This is a genomic window from Psychromonas aquimarina ATCC BAA-1526 (genome assembly GCF_000428725.1).
GTDB classification, from domain to species: Bacteria; Pseudomonadota; Gammaproteobacteria; order Enterobacterales; family Psychromonadaceae; genus Psychromonas; species Psychromonas aquimarina.
Map to the genome: position 1 here is coordinate 1 of NZ_AUAM01000038.1, position 14894 is coordinate 14894.

General features: G+C 40.0%; 15 protein-coding genes and 1 rRNA gene. 14 read left to right on the forward strand and 2 right to left on the reverse strand.

Annotated elements, in window-relative coordinates; genetic code table 11:
• A 16S ribosomal RNA gene (locus tag G337_RS0114080) occupies window positions 1–62 on the reverse strand; the annotation flags it as partial.
• A gap of 611 nt (window positions 63–673) precedes the next feature.
• Here G337_RS0114080 and mioC point away from each other — a divergent pair.
• The 14 genes from mioC (at window position 674) to G337_RS0114155 (ending at window position 13394) form a co-directional block, all read left to right on the forward strand.
• Window positions 674–1138, forward strand: a complete 465-nt coding sequence (mioC, locus tag G337_RS0114085) for an FMN-binding protein MioC (RefSeq protein WP_028864465.1) — start codon at window positions 674–676, stop codon at window positions 1136–1138.
• Window positions 1139–1500: 362 nt separating this feature from the next.
• Window positions 1501–3390, forward strand: coding sequence for a tRNA uridine-5-carboxymethylaminomethyl(34) synthesis enzyme MnmG (gene mnmG, locus G337_RS0114090; protein ID WP_028864466.1), 1890 nt, complete (start codon window positions 1501–1503; stop codon window positions 3388–3390).
• Window position 3391: 1 nt separating this feature from the next.
• Complete coding sequence (gene rsmG, locus G337_RS0114095; RefSeq protein WP_157619322.1) at window positions 3392–4015, forward strand: 16S rRNA (guanine(527)-N(7))-methyltransferase RsmG; 624 nt, start codon at window positions 3392–3394, stop codon at window positions 4013–4015.
• Between the two features lie 37 nt (window positions 4016–4052).
• Complete coding sequence (locus G337_RS0114100; protein WP_028864468.1) at window positions 4053–4847, forward strand: ParA family protein; 795 nt, start codon at window positions 4053–4055, stop codon at window positions 4845–4847.
• A gap of 12 nt (window positions 4848–4859) precedes the next feature.
• Window positions 4860–5768 carry a ParB/RepB/Spo0J family partition protein gene (locus G337_RS0114105; RefSeq protein ID WP_028864469.1) on the forward strand — a complete coding sequence of 303 codons (909 nt, stop codon included), beginning with the start codon at window positions 4860–4862 and terminating at the stop codon, window positions 5766–5768.
• 713 nt (window positions 5769–6481) lie between these two features.
• On the forward strand, window positions 6482–6880 hold the full coding sequence (locus G337_RS0114115) for an ATP synthase subunit I (protein ID WP_028864470.1): 399 nt from the start codon (window positions 6482–6484) through the stop codon (window positions 6878–6880).
• Complete coding sequence (gene atpB, locus G337_RS0114120) at window positions 6877–7692, forward strand: F0F1 ATP synthase subunit A (RefSeq protein WP_028864471.1); 816 nt, start codon at window positions 6877–6879, stop codon at window positions 7690–7692. Before G337_RS0114115 ends, atpB begins: the two co-directional genes overlap by 4 nt.
• A gap of 51 nt (window positions 7693–7743) precedes the next feature.
• Entirely contained in the window at window positions 7744–8001 is a 258-nt protein-coding gene (atpE, locus tag G337_RS0114125; RefSeq protein WP_019616210.1) for a F0F1 ATP synthase subunit C, read from the forward strand.
• A gap of 39 nt (window positions 8002–8040) precedes the next feature.
• Window positions 8041–8511 (forward strand): F0F1 ATP synthase subunit B, encoded by a 471-nt coding sequence (gene atpF, locus G337_RS0114130; RefSeq protein WP_028864472.1) that lies wholly within the window; start codon window positions 8041–8043, stop codon window positions 8509–8511.
• 11 nt (window positions 8512–8522) lie between these two features.
• On the forward strand, window positions 8523–9056 hold the full coding sequence (gene atpH, locus G337_RS0114135; protein ID WP_028864473.1) for a F0F1 ATP synthase subunit delta: 534 nt from the start codon (window positions 8523–8525) through the stop codon (window positions 9054–9056).
• Window positions 9057–9068: 12 nt separating this feature from the next.
• On the forward strand, window positions 9069–10610 hold the full coding sequence (gene atpA / locus G337_RS0114140; protein WP_028864474.1) for a F0F1 ATP synthase subunit alpha: 1542 nt from the start codon (window positions 9069–9071) through the stop codon (window positions 10608–10610).
• A 48-nt stretch (window positions 10611–10658) separates the two neighbouring features.
• Entirely contained in the window at window positions 10659–11525 is an 867-nt protein-coding gene (gene atpG / locus G337_RS0114145; protein ID WP_028864475.1) for a F0F1 ATP synthase subunit gamma, read from the forward strand.
• A 36-nt stretch (window positions 11526–11561) separates the two neighbouring features.
• Entirely contained in the window at window positions 11562–12959 is a 1398-nt protein-coding gene (gene atpD / locus G337_RS0114150) for a F0F1 ATP synthase subunit beta (RefSeq protein ID WP_028864476.1), read from the forward strand.
• Between the two features lie 15 nt (window positions 12960–12974).
• Window positions 12975–13394 carry a F0F1 ATP synthase subunit epsilon gene (locus tag G337_RS0114155; RefSeq protein WP_028864477.1) on the forward strand — a complete coding sequence of 140 codons (420 nt, stop codon included), beginning with the start codon at window positions 12975–12977 and terminating at the stop codon, window positions 13392–13394.
• A 217-nt stretch (window positions 13395–13611) separates the two neighbouring features.
• On the opposite strand, the gene G337_RS0114160 is transcribed toward G337_RS0114155, so the two are convergent.
• On the reverse strand, window positions 13612–14679 hold the full coding sequence (locus tag G337_RS0114160) for a methyltransferase (RefSeq protein ID WP_028864478.1): 1068 nt from the start codon (window positions 14677–14679) through the stop codon (window positions 13612–13614).
• Window positions 14680–14894 lie beyond the last annotated feature (215 nt).

Below are 14894 nucleotides of genomic sequence, written 5' to 3' on the forward strand. Positions count from 1 at the left end.
ACTTGCATGTGTTAAGCCTGCCGCCAGCGTTCAATCTGAGCCATGATCAAACTCTTCAATTTAAAGTTTAATACGCTTTCTTTTTCGTGAGAAAAAGAGAAGCAAGCTCAATATTACTGACTAAAACTAATCACCGAAGTGATTGGTTATTCTGAATTAATGAATTAATTCGTGTGTCACTAAATATTGATGTTGCCTTACAAGTAAGGTCTTTGATTTTTTTTGAAATCACATCAACAATAAGTGTCCACACAGATTGTTTGATTAAATTGTTAAAGAGCGTGCCTTTCGGCGAGGTGCGTATATTACGTCACCAGCGAACATAGTCAAGGCTTATTATTTAATATTTTGTAAAGATAATTAATCTTTCTAAAATATGAAATTCAATGTTTTCAAACAACGTTTAACGTTTTTAAAAACTAACCTCTTTTGTTCTCAGTCACTTGGCAACTTGCGTTGTACCCCGTGTCTGTGGGGTCGCATTATAGGGATTAGAGGAACATTGGCAAGTGTTTATTTATGTTTTTTTCAATAAATTATCTGAACGAATATTTTTCACACAATCTGCTGTTTTGTTCGGCAATTTCAGCACCATTCACTATTATTAGGTTACATAAATTCATTAATTGTATTTTCCCTTATATAGTAGAAGTACATTTTATGGAGAAGACCAATGAGCAATATACAAATATTAGTAGGCAGTACACTAGGCGGCGCTGAATATGTAGCGGAAGCTATACAGCCTTTGTTAGAAGAAGCTGGTTTTGACAGCGAACTGCATTTTGATCCGGATTTAAATAATTTATCTTTACAAGAAGATCAAATATGGCTGATTTGTGTTTCTACTCATGGTGCCGGTGATTATCCGGAAAATTTCAAACCTTTTGTCGAGCAGCTGCAGCAGGTTAATGCTCCTTTAAATGAAGTTCGTTACGGCATAGTCGGTATTGGAGATTCAAATTACGATACTTATTGTGAAGCTTCTAAGAATATAGATTTTTTATTAGAAGATATGGGAGCAGTCCGTTTAGGAGAACGTTTTGAAATTGATGTTGCAGAATATCCAATCCCGGAAGATCATGTTTTAGAATGGATCCCTATGTGGATTGAAGATCTAAACGATATTATTGAAGATTAATAATATATTTACCCACAGGCTGTTGTGCATAAAGTCTTTATAAGTATTTAATTAGTTTTGTTTAAACTTTGCATAAAGTTGTGGGTAATTCCCCCTGTGTATAACCCGCTAAAATATCCCAAGATTAATCCCGCTTAGATCTATTTTTGATCACACTTTAGGATCCAATCTAAGATCCTGATCTTTAAATTAAAAAACAGTTTTTACACAGAAACTCAATTACTTAATAAGTATAGTAATAAAAGATCTTTAAAGATCTATATATAATACTAATACTATTGATTTGATCTTATGTGTGTCTTCTTAGCTAGGAAAAAGGTAAAATCCTTTTTTAAATTTTTAACTCAAGTTTTGGAAGACGAATGAATTACCACGAACATTTTGATGTAATTGTTATTGGCGGTGGCCATGCAGGTACTGAAGCAGCCGCTTCATCCGCACGTATGGGTATGAGCACTCTGTTATTAACCCACAATATTGAAACATTAGGTCAAATGTCATGTAACCCTGCTATTGGCGGTATCGGTAAAGGACACTTGGTTAAAGAAGTTGATGCTTTAGGCGGTTTGATGGCAAATGCTATCGATAAGGGTGGTATTCAATTCAGAACACTTAACTCAAGTAAAGGACCTGCTGTACGTGCAACCAGAGCACAAGCAGATCGTCTTTTATATAAAACAGCTATCCGAGAAAAACTTGAGAATCAGGAAAATTTAAAAATTTTTCAGCAGGAAGTTGAAGATCTTATTGTTGAAAATGATCAGGTGACTGGTGTTGTCACTAAAATGGGTGTTAAATTTTCAGCTAAAACCGTTGTATTAACTGTAGGTACATTCTTAAACGGTTTAATTCATATCGGTTTAAAAAATTACAGCGGCGGTCGAGCAGGTGATCCAGCTTCAATCGGCCTGGCTGAAAGATTAAAAGATCTTCCTCTGCGTATGGATCGTTTAAAAACCGGTACGCCTGCACGTATTGATGCACGCTCTATTGATTTTTCTGTTTTAGAAACTCAACATGGTGATAATCCTACTCCGGTTTTTTCATTTTTAGGAAACCGTAACGATCATCCTAAACAGATCCCGTGTTTTATTACCCATACTAATGAAAAAACTCACGATATTATTCGTAACAATTTACACCGAAGCCCAATGTATTCTGGTGTAATTGAAGGAATAGGACCGCGTTACTGTCCATCCATTGAAGATAAAATCATGCGTTTTGCTGACAAAAATTCACATCAGATATTTGTTGAACCGGAAGGGTTAACAACACATGAAGTTTATCCTAACGGGATATCTACGAGTTTACCTTTTGATGTTCAGGTTGATTTTATTCGTTCCATGAAGGGGTTTGAAAACGCATTTATTACTCGTCCTGGTTATGCTATTGAATATGACTATTTTGACCCGCGGGACCTTAAATCTACTTTAGAGAGTAAATATATCAACGGGTTGTTTTTTGCCGGCCAGATTAACGGTACAACTGGTTATGAAGAAGCTGCCGCCCAAGGTTTATTAGCCGGCATGAACGCCGGTTTAATGGCGCAGAATAAAGAAGGCTGGTGCCCAAGACGTGACGAAGCATATATTGGTGTACTGGTTGATGATCTTTCAACTCTTGGAACAAAAGAACCATACCGTATGTTTACCAGCAGAGCCGAATACCGTTTACTGCTTCGTGAAGATAATGCCGATGCACGTTTAACTGAAAAAGGCCGTGAACTAGGTCTGGTTGATGATATTCGCTGGAAAGCTTTTAGTGAGAAACAAGAAGCAATTGAAATTGAACTGCAGCGCTTGAAAAGTCAATGGGTTAACCCAACTTCAGTTAATGCTGAGCAGATTAATGCTTTATTGAAAAATCCGATGCAGAGAGAAAGTACGCTTGAAGCTATGATTCGCCGTCCTGAAGTCACTTATGATGGGTTAATGTCTGTAGACGGATTAGGACCGGCAATTGAAAATGTACAGGCGGCTGAGCAGGTTGAAATTAAAATCAAATATCAAGGTTATATTGATCGTCAGTTAGATGAGATCGAAAAACTAAAACGTCATGAAGATACTCTGCTGCCGAACGATCTTGATTATACCGATATTAAAGGTTTATCAAATGAAGTTACTGCCAAACTGAATGACATAAAACCTGAAAATATTGGACAAGCTTCAAGAATATCCGGTATAACTCCAGCAGCTATATCTATACTGTTGATTTATTTGAAGAAAAATGGTTTAAGACGTAAGGTTTTATAAAATGAGTCTGTTACAGCAATTACAAGATATGCTTGAAAAAACTGATCTTGAAGTCTCTGAATTACAACAAAATCAGTTAATACAATTAGTAGAATTATTGAATAAATGGAATAAAGCGTACAATCTCACTTCTGTAAGAGATCCTAAGCAAATGCTTGTCAAACATATAATGGACAGTATAGTTGTATCTCCGTACCTGCAGGGGGAGCGCTTTATTGATGTGGGTACAGGCCCCGGTTTACCTGGGCTGCCTCTGGCAATTTTAAATCCTGATAAGCAGTTTGTCTTACTAGACAGCTTAGGAAAACGCCTGCGCTTTATTCGTCAGGTTCTCCTTGAGCTTGGTTTAAAAAATGTAACTGCGGTACAGAGCCGAGTTGAAGAGTATCAGCCGGAACAGAAGTTTGATGTTGTTCTCAGTCGAGCATTTGCTTCACTTCAAGACATGCTTTTCTGGTGTAAACATCTGCCTAATGAAAACGGTCACTTTTTAGCACTGAAGGGGCAGTTTCCTGAGCAGGAAGTTGCTAATTTAGATAATGATTTTAAATTCATTGAATCTATCTCTTTAAATGTGCCGGATCTTGAAGGTGAACGTTGTTTAGTTAAAGTGAAGCGTATTTAACATTGGTATTAATAACTTAATTTATAAGTAGGTTTTTGTGGGTAAAATAATTGCAATCGCGAACCAGAAAGGCGGAGTTGGTAAAACAACTACCTGTGTTAATTTAGCTGCTTCTATGGCGGCAACAAAGCGCAAAGTACTGGTGATTGATTTAGATCCGCAAGGTAATGCAACTATGGGCAGCGGTGTTGATAAGTATGACGTTGCCCATACCGCTTACGATCTGCTTATTGAAGAACTGCCGTTAGATAAAGTTGTCGAAACTGAAACTTCCGGCGGTTATGAACTAGTGGCAGCTAATAGTGATGTTACGGCTGCTGAAGTTAAATTAATGACGTTTTTCTCACGCGAAACACGCTTACGCAGCGCTCTAATCGATTATAAAGATAAATACGATTATATTTTTATAGACTGCCCGCCTTCATTAAATATGTTAACTGTAAATGCAATGACAGCTTCTGATTCTGTATTAGTACCAATGCAGTGTGAATATTATGCATTGGAAGGTTTAACTGCGCTGATCGATACCATCAGTAAACTTGCTTCTGTGGTGAATTCAGATCTTAAGATCGAAGGTATTTTACGTACTATGTACGATCCGCGTAACCGCCTGTCTACAGATGTCTCTGATCAACTCAAAAAACACTTTGGTGAAAAGGTCTATAGAACTATTATTCCACGTAATATCCGCCTTGCTGAAGCACCTAGCTTCAGTACCCCTGTTATGTATTACGATAAATCATCAACCGGCGCTAAAGCATATTTAGCATTAGCGGGGGAGATCTTACGTCGTGAAGAACAGCTCGAACAAAACAGCCTGGAAACAGTTTAAATAGGAATTCTCATGTTAGGGAAAAAAAGAGGTTTAGGTAAAGGGCTTGATTCTTTACTTAGCAGCAGCACCGACAGCCGTAAAAAACAGGTGTCTCATGATTTTAATGCTGAAAAAACCCAACAATTAGTTGATGATATTAAAGGTGCACTGACGGATCTTGATATTGAGTGTCTACACGGCGGTAAATACCAGCCTCGCCGTGATATGTCTCCGCAGGCGCTTGACGAATTAGCCAATTCTATCCGTGCCCAGGGGATTATTCAGCCGGTGGTAGTTAGAGAAACCGGTCATCAAAAATATGAAATTATTGCCGGTGAAAGACGCTGGCGCGCTGCGAAAATTGTCGGCCTTAAAAATGTCCCCTGTTTAATAAAAAATGTTGAAGATGATGCTGCTATTGCCATTGCGTTAATAGAAAACATTCAGCGGGAAAATTTAAACGCGATGGAGGAAGCCATTGCATTAAAACGGCTTTTAGAAGAGTTTGAGCTAACCCATAGTGAAGTTGCAAAAGCAGTTGGTAAATCACGAACAACGGTCAGTAATCTGCTGCGTTTAAATAACTTAAATGATGACGTAAAAGTCCTGCTGGAGCATGGTGATATTGAGATGGGACATGCCAGAGCACTGCTGGCCTGCGAAGGACCGCTGCAGTCTGAACTGGCAAAGATCGTTGCCGCCAAGTCATTAACGGTTCGTGAAACTGAGCGCCTAGTTAAAAATGCATTAAACCCCAAACCAGTTAAAGAGCCTCCTCAGCCTGGTGCGAAAGAGGTTCAGATTATTAATACGTTACAGGATAAATTCGGGTTAGCGGTAACCTCTAAACCGGGTAAAAAAGGTGCCGGTAAACTGGTTATTGATTATAAATCTCTGGCTGATTTAGATGCATTAATTTCGATTATTGAACAAAACTGAGCGATAAGTTTAAACTCCTGCTCACACCCTGTAAGACTCTGCTTAAAATCAGAGATAAAAATCTCTTATTTAAGGGGAATTTAGAATATTCCCCTGTTCCAAAACAACATATTTTGTTAACGATTTTTTTCTCGATACCTGTGATTATTATTCTATTGCTCTAGCTCACATTTTTTATGACGCTTAATAAATAAACTCCTTTGAATTATTACCCTGGTGTCTGTAAAGACCCTTGCTGTAAAAGAGCTGACAGTTTATTCTGCAGAATAATTGGCGTGATAATCATTAAGCCGTTAATCTGCAAAATAAGCTCTGCTTTTCAGCTGCAGGGAAGCTGCTTAGTAAATATAATGACCTTTCCATTGCCGATGCTGGGTGTAATAAACACCCGGTAAAATTGGAAATTAATTACATGTAGCTTGTGGCTTTGCTAGTGGTAATTAACCTAGATCAATAAAACCCCCTGCTTTTCTTGTGGTTTTATTACGCGAGGTGTAATTTATTTTCATTATTGCTCAATAACAAATTAACCTTTCATAAAAACGTTATTTTGTTAACACTATAACTAACTTATCCGGTCATTGCGTATGCTCTATATTGCATTGATAGGCTTTGTCGGTATACTTTGCGCAATATTTTTAATCTGTGTCATAGAAGTTGTTAATAAAAAACACCTTATTGTGCTGCAGGCTGAAAAATAAAAGGAAATCATAATGGTCGATAAACTAGCAGTTAAAAGTCAGAGAGCCGGGCTGAAGTTAGTGCGCTTTCAATTTTTGCTGGTGCTTCTTCTTGCACTGATTTCAACAGTCATTTTTTCTGCTAAGCCTGGTTATTCAGCTTTAGCTGGAGGAATGACTTATGTGCTCCCTAATGTAATCTTTGTTTTAATGACTTTTGCACATGTAGGTGCTAGTAAATCAAATATGATCGTTAAGGGGTTTTTCGCAGGAGAGGCAATAAAGCTTTGTTTAACTGTGGTTCTCTTTGTTGCATTTCTGTATTTCACAACTTTATCTTTAAGTTCGTTTTATGCCGCATTTGCAATATTAGTGGCCTCACAGTGGTTAGCGCCTTTCTTTTTTCAACAACAACAACGGGATGACAAATGACTGCTGCTGTAACTCCAACCGGTTATATCCAACATCATCTTACCAATGCACAGATGTGTACTGTTGATGGTGGAATAGCATTTAATCATGCTTGTGCTGATGCTGGATTTTGGACATGGCACATTGATTCATTACTGTTTTCTGTTGGCTTAGGTGCGCTTTTCTTAGCTCTTTTTTACAGGGTCGGAAAAAAAGCAACTACAGGTGTTCCTGGAAAATTTCAATGCTTAGTTGAAATGGTTATTGAACTTATTGATAGTTCTGTAAAGGGATCATTCCACGGTCGAAGCAGCGTAGCTGTTGCGCCGTTAGCCCTGACGCTGTTTGTCTGGATTATCCTGATGAATACGATGGACTTAATACCTGTTGATTTTGTACCTGAAGCCGCCAGTCGCATATTAGGTGTGCCTTATCTTAAAATTGTACCAACAACTGATCTGAATATAACTTTCGGCCTGTCTTTAAGTGTATTTGCATTGATTGTTTATTACAGCATTAAGATTAAAGGTTTATCTGGGTTCGTAAAAGAACTTACTATGCAGCCCTTCAATCATTGGATAATGATTCCTTTTAACTTTGTTCTGGAATTTGTTACTTTGATTGCGAAGCCTATTTCGTTAGCGCTTCGTTTGTTTGGTAATATGTACGCAGGTGAGTTGATATTTATCCTGATAGCATTAGTCCCTTGGTGGGCTCAATCCGCACTTTACGTGCCGTGGGCGATATTCCACATTTTGATTGTATTGCTGCAGGCCTTTATTTTCATGATGCTGACTGTTGTTTATCTCAGCATGGCGCATGAAGATCACTAATTTTTTATACTATTTAATTTTTAAATAACTTAACTATCTCGGAGAAAAAAAATGGAAACTGTTATCGGATTTACTACGCTGGCTGTTGCTTTCATGATCGGTGCCGCTGCATTTGGTACGGCAATTGGTTTTGCACTTTTAGGCGGTAAATTTTTAGAAGCTTCTGCTCGTCAACCTGAAATGGCTCCTGCTCTTCAAGTTAAAATGTTCATCGTAGCTGGTCTACTAGATGCTATCTCTATGATCGCGGTTGGTGTTGCACTTTTCTTTGTATTTGCAAACCCGTTTGTAGGCTTACTAGCAGCATAACTAACAGTTCCTAATTAACTATATTATTGAGGATCGGTTATGAATATAAATGCCACTCTAATAGGCCAAGCAATAGCATTTGCTTTGTTTGTTTTGTTCTGCATGAAGTACGTGTGGCCGCCATTGATTGCTGCTATTGAAGAGCGACAAAAGAAAATTTCTGACGGTTTAACGCAAGCTGAACGTGCCGGAAAAGATCTTGAGTTAGCTCAGGCTAAATCAATTGAACGATTAAAAGAAGCAAAATCTCAAGCTGCTGAAATCGTTGAACAAGCAAACAAACGTCGTGCTCAAATCGTTGAAGAAGCGAAAATGGAAGGTGAAACTGAGCGATTGAAGATCGTTGCCCAGGGCGAAGCTGAAGTTGAAAGTGAACGTAGCCGTGCTCGTGAAGAGTTACGTCAACAAGTATCTGCTCTTGCGATTGCCGGTGCCGAGAAAATTATTAAACGTTCTATTGATAAAGAAGCGAACAGCGACATTATTGATAAATTGGTTGCTGAACTATAAGGAACGAGCTTATGTCTGAATTGACTACCGTAGCTCGCCCTTACGCAAGAGCTGCTTTTGAACTTGCTGTTGAAAATAACAATATTAAAGCCTGGTCTGAAATGTTGTCCTTTGCTGCTGAAGTTGTTACTAATCCAACAGTTGAAGTTATATTAAGCAGCACGAAAACAGCGCAAGAGCTAGCCGATTTATTGATTAATATCTGTGATGACAAGCTTGATAAAAGAGGTCAGAACTTAATTAATCTAATGGCTGAAAATGGACGTTTGAGTGTTTTACCTCGCGTAGTTGAACTCTATGCCGACTTAGTTACTGAACATAATCAAGAGATTGACGTTATCGTCGTTTCTGCTTATGCATTAGCTAAAAAGCAAAAAGAAGAGTTAAGCAGATCGTTAGAAAAACGTCTCGCACGAAAAGTAAATCTTAATTGTAGTATTGATAAATCCCTGATTTCCGGAATGGTAATTACTGCGGGTGATTTAGTGATTGATAGCACTGCTAGCGGTCAGCTGAATCGTTTATCTGATACTTTACAATCTTAATGGGAAATTGGCATGCAACTGAATTCCACTGAAATTAGCGACCTTATCAAGCAGCGAATTGAAAAATTCGAAGCGGTAAGTGAAGCGCGTAATGAAGGTACAATCGTTTCTGTAAGCGATGGTATTATTCGCATCAACGGCCTTGCTGAATGTATGCAGGGTGAGATGATCGAATTACCAAACGGCAGCTTTGCTATGGCACTTAACCTTGAGCGTGACTCGGTAGGTGCGGTAGTAATGGGACCTTACCGTGATCTTAAAGAAGGCGAAAAAGTTAAATCAACTGGTCGTATTCTTGAAGTACCTGTAGGTAAAGGTCTTTTAGGTCGTGTTGTAAACACTCTTGGTGAGCCGATTGACGGTAAGGGCCCGATTGATAATGACGGTTACTCTCCAATCGAAGTAATTGCTCCGGGTGTAATCGACCGTAAATCAGTTGATCAGCCTGTTCAAACGGGCTGGAAATCAATCGATTCAATGATTCCAATCGGTCGTGGTCAACGTGAATTAATCATCGGTGACCGTCAGGTAGGTAAAACTGCTATCGCGATTGATGCAATCATTAACCAAAAATCAACAGGTTTATACTCTATCTATGTTGCAATCGGCCAGAAAGCCTCAACTATTGCTAACGTAGTACGTAAACTTGAAGAACACGGTGCATTAGAAAATACAATCGTTGTTGTTGCATCTGCTTCTGAAGCTGCTGCACTGCAGTACCTGGCGCCTTATGCCGGTTGTTCAATGGGTGAATACTTCCGCGACCGCGGTGAAGATGCACTGATTGTATATGATGATCTTTCTAAACAGGCTGTTGCCTACCGTCAGATTTCACTACTGCTTAAACGTCCTCCTGGCCGTGAAGCATACCCTGGTGACGTTTTCTATCTTCATTCTCGTCTTCTTGAACGTGCATCTCGTGTAAGCGAAGTTTACGTTGAACAATTCACTAAGGGTGAAGTGAAAGGTAAAACCGGTTCATTAACGGCATTACCAATCATCGAAACGCAGGCGGGCGATGTATCTGCATTCGTACCTACTAACGTAATCTCTATTACCGATGGTCAGATCTTCTTAACGACTGAACTGTTTAATAGTGGTGTTCGTCCTGCGGTTGATCCGGGTATTTCTGTATCACGAGTTGGTGGTGCGGCACAGTGTAAAGTAATTAAAAAACTGTCTGGTGGTATCCGTACTGCACTAGCTCAGTACCGTGAATTAGCGGCCTTTGCACAGTTTGCATCGGATCTTGATGATGCAACGCGCAAGCAGCTTGATCATGGTAAAAAAGTAACTGAATTAATGAAGCAGAAACAATATGCTCCAATGTCAGTTGTTGAACAGGCGTTATCACTATTCGCTGCAGAGAAAGGATATCTTAACGATGTCGATGTAGAAAAAGTTTTAGACTTTGAAGCATCACTTATCTCTTATGCTAAAAATGAGCATGCTGAGTTCTATGCTCAAATTAATGAAACTGGTGATTACAGCAAAGATATTGAAGGACAGTTCAAGGCTATCTTGGAATCTTTCAAAGCGACGCAAACCTGGTAATTAGTTAACGGCTCAGGTCGTTAATTAAGCATTAATTAGGAGCTAGAAATGGCCGGCGATAAAGAAATTAGAAATAAGATCGCGAGTGTAAAAAACACTCAGAAGATCACTGGCGCCATGGAAATGGTTGCTGCATCAAAGATGCGGCGTGCGCAGCAGCGTATGTCTAGCACTCATGCTTATGCTGAAACTATGCGTAAAGTGATTGGTCATATCGCACTTGGTAAACTTGAATACAAGCACCCTTATGTCGAAGAAAGAGAGATAAAGCGTGTTGGTTATATTGTCATTTCAAGTGATCGTGGTTTATGTGGCGGTTTAAATATTAACTTGTTTAAACCTGTTATTGCAGCAATGCAGGAACACTCGGAAGCGGGTGTTGAAGTTGATTTAGCCGTTATCGGTTCTAAAGCAACCACATTCTTCAATGGCTTAGGCGCTAATGTAGTCGCTCAAACTTCTGGTTTGGGTGATGCACCAACCGTTAATGATTTAATCGGTTCGGTGAAAATTATGCTAGATGCTTATGATGAAGGCAAAATCGATCGCTTATATATAGTGAACAATAAATTCATTAGTACCATGGTACAAGAACCGTCAGTTAACCAGTTGTTACCTCTGCCGAAAGCAGAAGACGACGAAGAGGTGTCTAAACACCTATGGGATTATATTTACGAAGGTGATGCAAAGGTTATCCTTGATGCATTATTAATTCGTTATGTTGAATCTCAGGTTTATCAAGGTGTTGTAGAAAATTTAGCATGTGAGCAGGTGTCTCGAATGGTTGCAATGAAAGCTGCAACTGATAATGCTAATACCTTAATTGACGAGTTACAGCTTGTTGCCAATAAAGCACGTCAAGCGGCGATTACTCAGGAACTTTCTGAGATTTGCGGCGGTGCGGCTGCGGTATAAGCAAATTAACAAATTTATGATTTTAGAGGATCAGAGATGAGTACAGGTAAAATCGTTCAGATTATCGGTGCCGTTGTGGATGTTGAATTCCCACAAGATGCTGTACCGAATATTTACAGTGCGTTGATCGTGACTGAAAAGAATCTAACAATGGAAGTACAGCAGCAGATCGGCGGCGGTGTTGTTCGTTGTATCGCAATGGGTGCTTCTGAAGGTTTGAGTCGCGGCCTAGAAGTTACTGATACCAATCAAGCAATCACAGTACCTGTTGGTACGGCTACATTAGGCCGTATTATGAATGTACTGGGTGAGCCGATTGATGAGTGTGGTGATATCGGTGCTGATGAGCATTACGAAATTCACCGTGCTGCGCCTTCTTATGAAGAGCAGTCGTCTTCTATCGACACGTTAGAAGTTGGTATCAAAGTTATCGACTTAATCTGCCCGTTCGCAAAAGGTGGTAAAATCGGCCTGTTCGGCGGTGCTGGTGTTGGTAAAACAGTAAACATGATGGAGCTTATCAATAACATCGCATTAAAACATTCAGGTCTGTCTGTTTTTGCCGGTGTTGGTGAGCGTACTCGTGAAGGTAACGATTTCTACTTTGAGATGCAGGAAGCCGGCGTTGTTAACGTTGAAAAGCCTGAAGAATCAAAAGTAGCAATGGTTTACGGTCAGATGAACGAGCCGCCAGGAAACCGTTTACGTGTTGCCCTGACTGGTTTAACAATGGCTGAGCGTTTCCGTGATGAAGGTAAAGACGTTTTACTATTTATTGATAACATCTACCGCTACACACTAGCCGGAACTGAAGTATCAGCTCTGCTGGGCCGTATGCCTTCTGCCGTTGGTTACCAGCCGACACTTGCAGAAGAGATGGGGGTTCTTCAGGAACGTATTACATCGACTAAAACAGGTTCTATTACATCTATCCAGGCGGTATATGTACCTGCCGATGATTTAACGGATCCGTCTCCAGCAACAACCTTTGCTCACTTAGACGCAACAGTTGTATTATCTCGTAATATCGCATCGCTAGGTTTATACCCGGCAATCGATCCGCTTGATTCTACTTCTCGTCAGCTTGACCCGCTGGTAGTTGGTCAGGAGCATTATGATGTTGCCCGTGGTGTTCAAGGTATCCTGCAGCGTTATAAAGAGCTGAAAGATATCATTGCAATCCTAGGTATGGATGAGCTTTCTGAAGAAGATAAGCTGGCTGTAGCACGTGCTCGTAAGATTGAGAAATTCTTAACTCAGCCTTACCACGTTGCTGAAGTATTCACTGGCGACCCGGGGATTTACGTACCGCTTAAAGACACATTAGCTGGCTTTAAAGGTCTAATTGCCGGTGATTATGATGATGTACCTGAGCAGGCTTTCCTATACGTAGGTACTGTTGAAGAAGCAGTAGAAAAAGCAAAAGGCTTATAATAACCGGAGGTTACTATGACTAAAGCGATGACCACACATTTAGATGTTGTAAGTGCGGAAAAGTCTCTGTTTTCAGGACGAGTTTCACACCTGTCAGTATCTGGTCAAGAAGGTGAATTAGGCATTATGCCTGGTCACACGCCTTTATTGACGCCGATTAAACCAGGAATGGTTAAATTGGTTAAACAACATGGTGCTGAAGAAGTCATTTACATTTCTGGTGGTTTTCTTGAGGTTCAGCCGGGCGGTGTAACCGTGCTTGCTGATACTGCTATTCGAGGTGAAGACCTGGATCTGGCAAAAGCCGAAGAAGCGAAACGGGCAGCTGAAGAGCAGATTTCAAATCCTGGCCAGGATGTGGATTATGCACTTGTTACTGCTCAGCTTGCACAAGCTGTTGCACAACTGCGTGTTATCAAGTTAATCAGAAAGTGATTATTTAACTTTTTGCAGAAAGGCGGCCTAAGGGCCGCTTTTTTTTTGTCTGTTTATTTATACCAATCTAGATAAATACCTGATCAATCTTGCTGGATAAAATTCACGATAACTTCGTTGTTTTCAATCCCAATAGCCAGCTATTGTTCAATCAAGCGCCTTGCTCTCATTAATTTTTCCTACGCAATTTTAGACCATTTACTTATCCAGATCGGTATTATGCAGTTTTTAATTCCAGCAGCGTATGACCAAGACCTATATCATCGGTGCGTTTAGCTACCGTAAATCCTGCGGCTTCGACAATCTCTAAAAAGTCTTCACTACGGTAAAAACGGCTGTTGCCGTTAGCTAAGCAGGTAAAGTACAGCGAGGTTGCATTAAGGCTTAATGCGGCAGCATCGTAGCGCTGTGCATCCCAGAACAGTTCAAGAATATAGACACGGGCATTACTGTGCATCGCTTTGCGTACCCGCTGCAAAATGCTTAATATCTCCATTGGCGAGAAGCAGTCTAAGAACTGACTCATCCACCAGGCGTCGGCGCCTGTCGGTAATTCCTGAGTTTTATCCAGCATGTTGGCCGGGCAGCCTTTAATACGCTCGGCAAAGCCTTTTTCCCGGGCATTTTTCATCGCCATTTCTATCTGCTGAGGAAGATCAATAATGGTCATCTGCACATCTTTATCGTAATTAACACACTGCAGAGACCACTTGCCGGTATTACCGCCGATATCAAAAATAGACTTAGGTTTATGTTCAAATACTTTTTCTAATAAAACCGGGAATGAGCGGTCAGAATAGAAGTGATCGAAATTAAACCAGCTTTCTTTGGCTTTTTCCGGCAGTCGGGATAAACCTTCATAAATAGTCGGCCAGTCACCCAGCTCTTTAAGACCAGCTGGTGTCCCCTCTTCTATTGCTTCGGTCAGGTGCATCATAGCCGCATAACAGACATCAGCTGTAAAATCTAAATTAGCGCGGGTCATGCCGTCATGTAATAAAAAGTAACCTAATTTAGCGATTACATAATTTGGACTTTTCCAGGTAACAATATGAGCACTTAATGCCATATCTAATAATACCTTAACACCATATTCGGATACGCCGGATTTTTCACTGATCTGTACTGCATTCAGGCCTGCACTTTCTGCCTTGTCTAAAACCGCTAAAATACCTAAATCACGTAACGTCCGCGCGGTATGAAAAATAATCGGAGAAAAGGCCAGTTTCTGCGCTTCGTTTTTTGCTTCAAGAGCAGTAAACGGGTCGTTTGTATAATCTGTCATTGAGTAACCTGTTGAATCCATATGTAAGTTATTTAAATCTATGCTTTATCGGCAGTGCATTAAGAATAAAGAGAAAAACAGCATAAATTACAATGAAGGTGATGATTAATTTTTGCTTTTCTTCTGAGGGCTGTGCGTATCTGTGCTGGCTACCGAATCCTTATTTAAAGGCGCAAGATTAACATCATAAGCATAAAAAGGATATTAACGCCTGC

What these genes read in the sequence shown, in the direction of transcription:
- mioC (WP_028864465.1), top strand. Translation starts at nt 674, where the DNA reads ATGAGCAATATACAAATATTAGTAGGCAGTACACTAGGCGGCGCTGAA.
- mnmG (WP_028864466.1), top strand. Translation starts at nt 1,501, where the DNA reads ATGAATTACCACGAACATTTTGATGTAATTGTTATTGGCGGTGGCCAT.
- rsmG (WP_157619322.1), top strand. Translation starts at nt 3,392, where the DNA reads ATGAGTCTGTTACAGCAATTACAAGATATGCTTGAAAAAACTGATCTT.
- G337_RS0114105 (WP_028864469.1), top strand. Translation starts at nt 4,860, where the DNA reads ATGTTAGGGAAAAAAAGAGGTTTAGGTAAAGGGCTTGATTCTTTACTT.
- G337_RS0114115 (WP_028864470.1), top strand. Translation starts at nt 6,482, where the DNA reads ATGGTCGATAAACTAGCAGTTAAAAGTCAGAGAGCCGGGCTGAAGTTA.
- atpB (WP_028864471.1), top strand. Translation starts at nt 6,877, where the DNA reads ATGACTGCTGCTGTAACTCCAACCGGTTATATCCAACATCATCTTACC.
- atpE (WP_019616210.1), top strand. Translation starts at nt 7,744, where the DNA reads ATGGAAACTGTTATCGGATTTACTACGCTGGCTGTTGCTTTCATGATC.
- atpF (WP_028864472.1), top strand. Translation starts at nt 8,041, where the DNA reads ATGAATATAAATGCCACTCTAATAGGCCAAGCAATAGCATTTGCTTTG.
- atpH (WP_028864473.1), top strand. Translation starts at nt 8,523, where the DNA reads ATGTCTGAATTGACTACCGTAGCTCGCCCTTACGCAAGAGCTGCTTTT.
- atpA (WP_028864474.1), top strand. Translation starts at nt 9,069, where the DNA reads ATGCAACTGAATTCCACTGAAATTAGCGACCTTATCAAGCAGCGAATT.
- atpG (WP_028864475.1), top strand. Translation starts at nt 10,659, where the DNA reads ATGGCCGGCGATAAAGAAATTAGAAATAAGATCGCGAGTGTAAAAAAC.
- atpD (WP_028864476.1), top strand. Translation starts at nt 11,562, where the DNA reads ATGAGTACAGGTAAAATCGTTCAGATTATCGGTGCCGTTGTGGATGTT.
- G337_RS0114155 (WP_028864477.1), top strand. Translation starts at nt 12,975, where the DNA reads ATGACTAAAGCGATGACCACACATTTAGATGTTGTAAGTGCGGAAAAG.
- G337_RS0114160 (WP_028864478.1), bottom strand. Translation starts at nt 14,679, where the DNA reads ATGACAGATTATACAAACGACCCGTTTACTGCTCTTGAAGCAAAAAAC.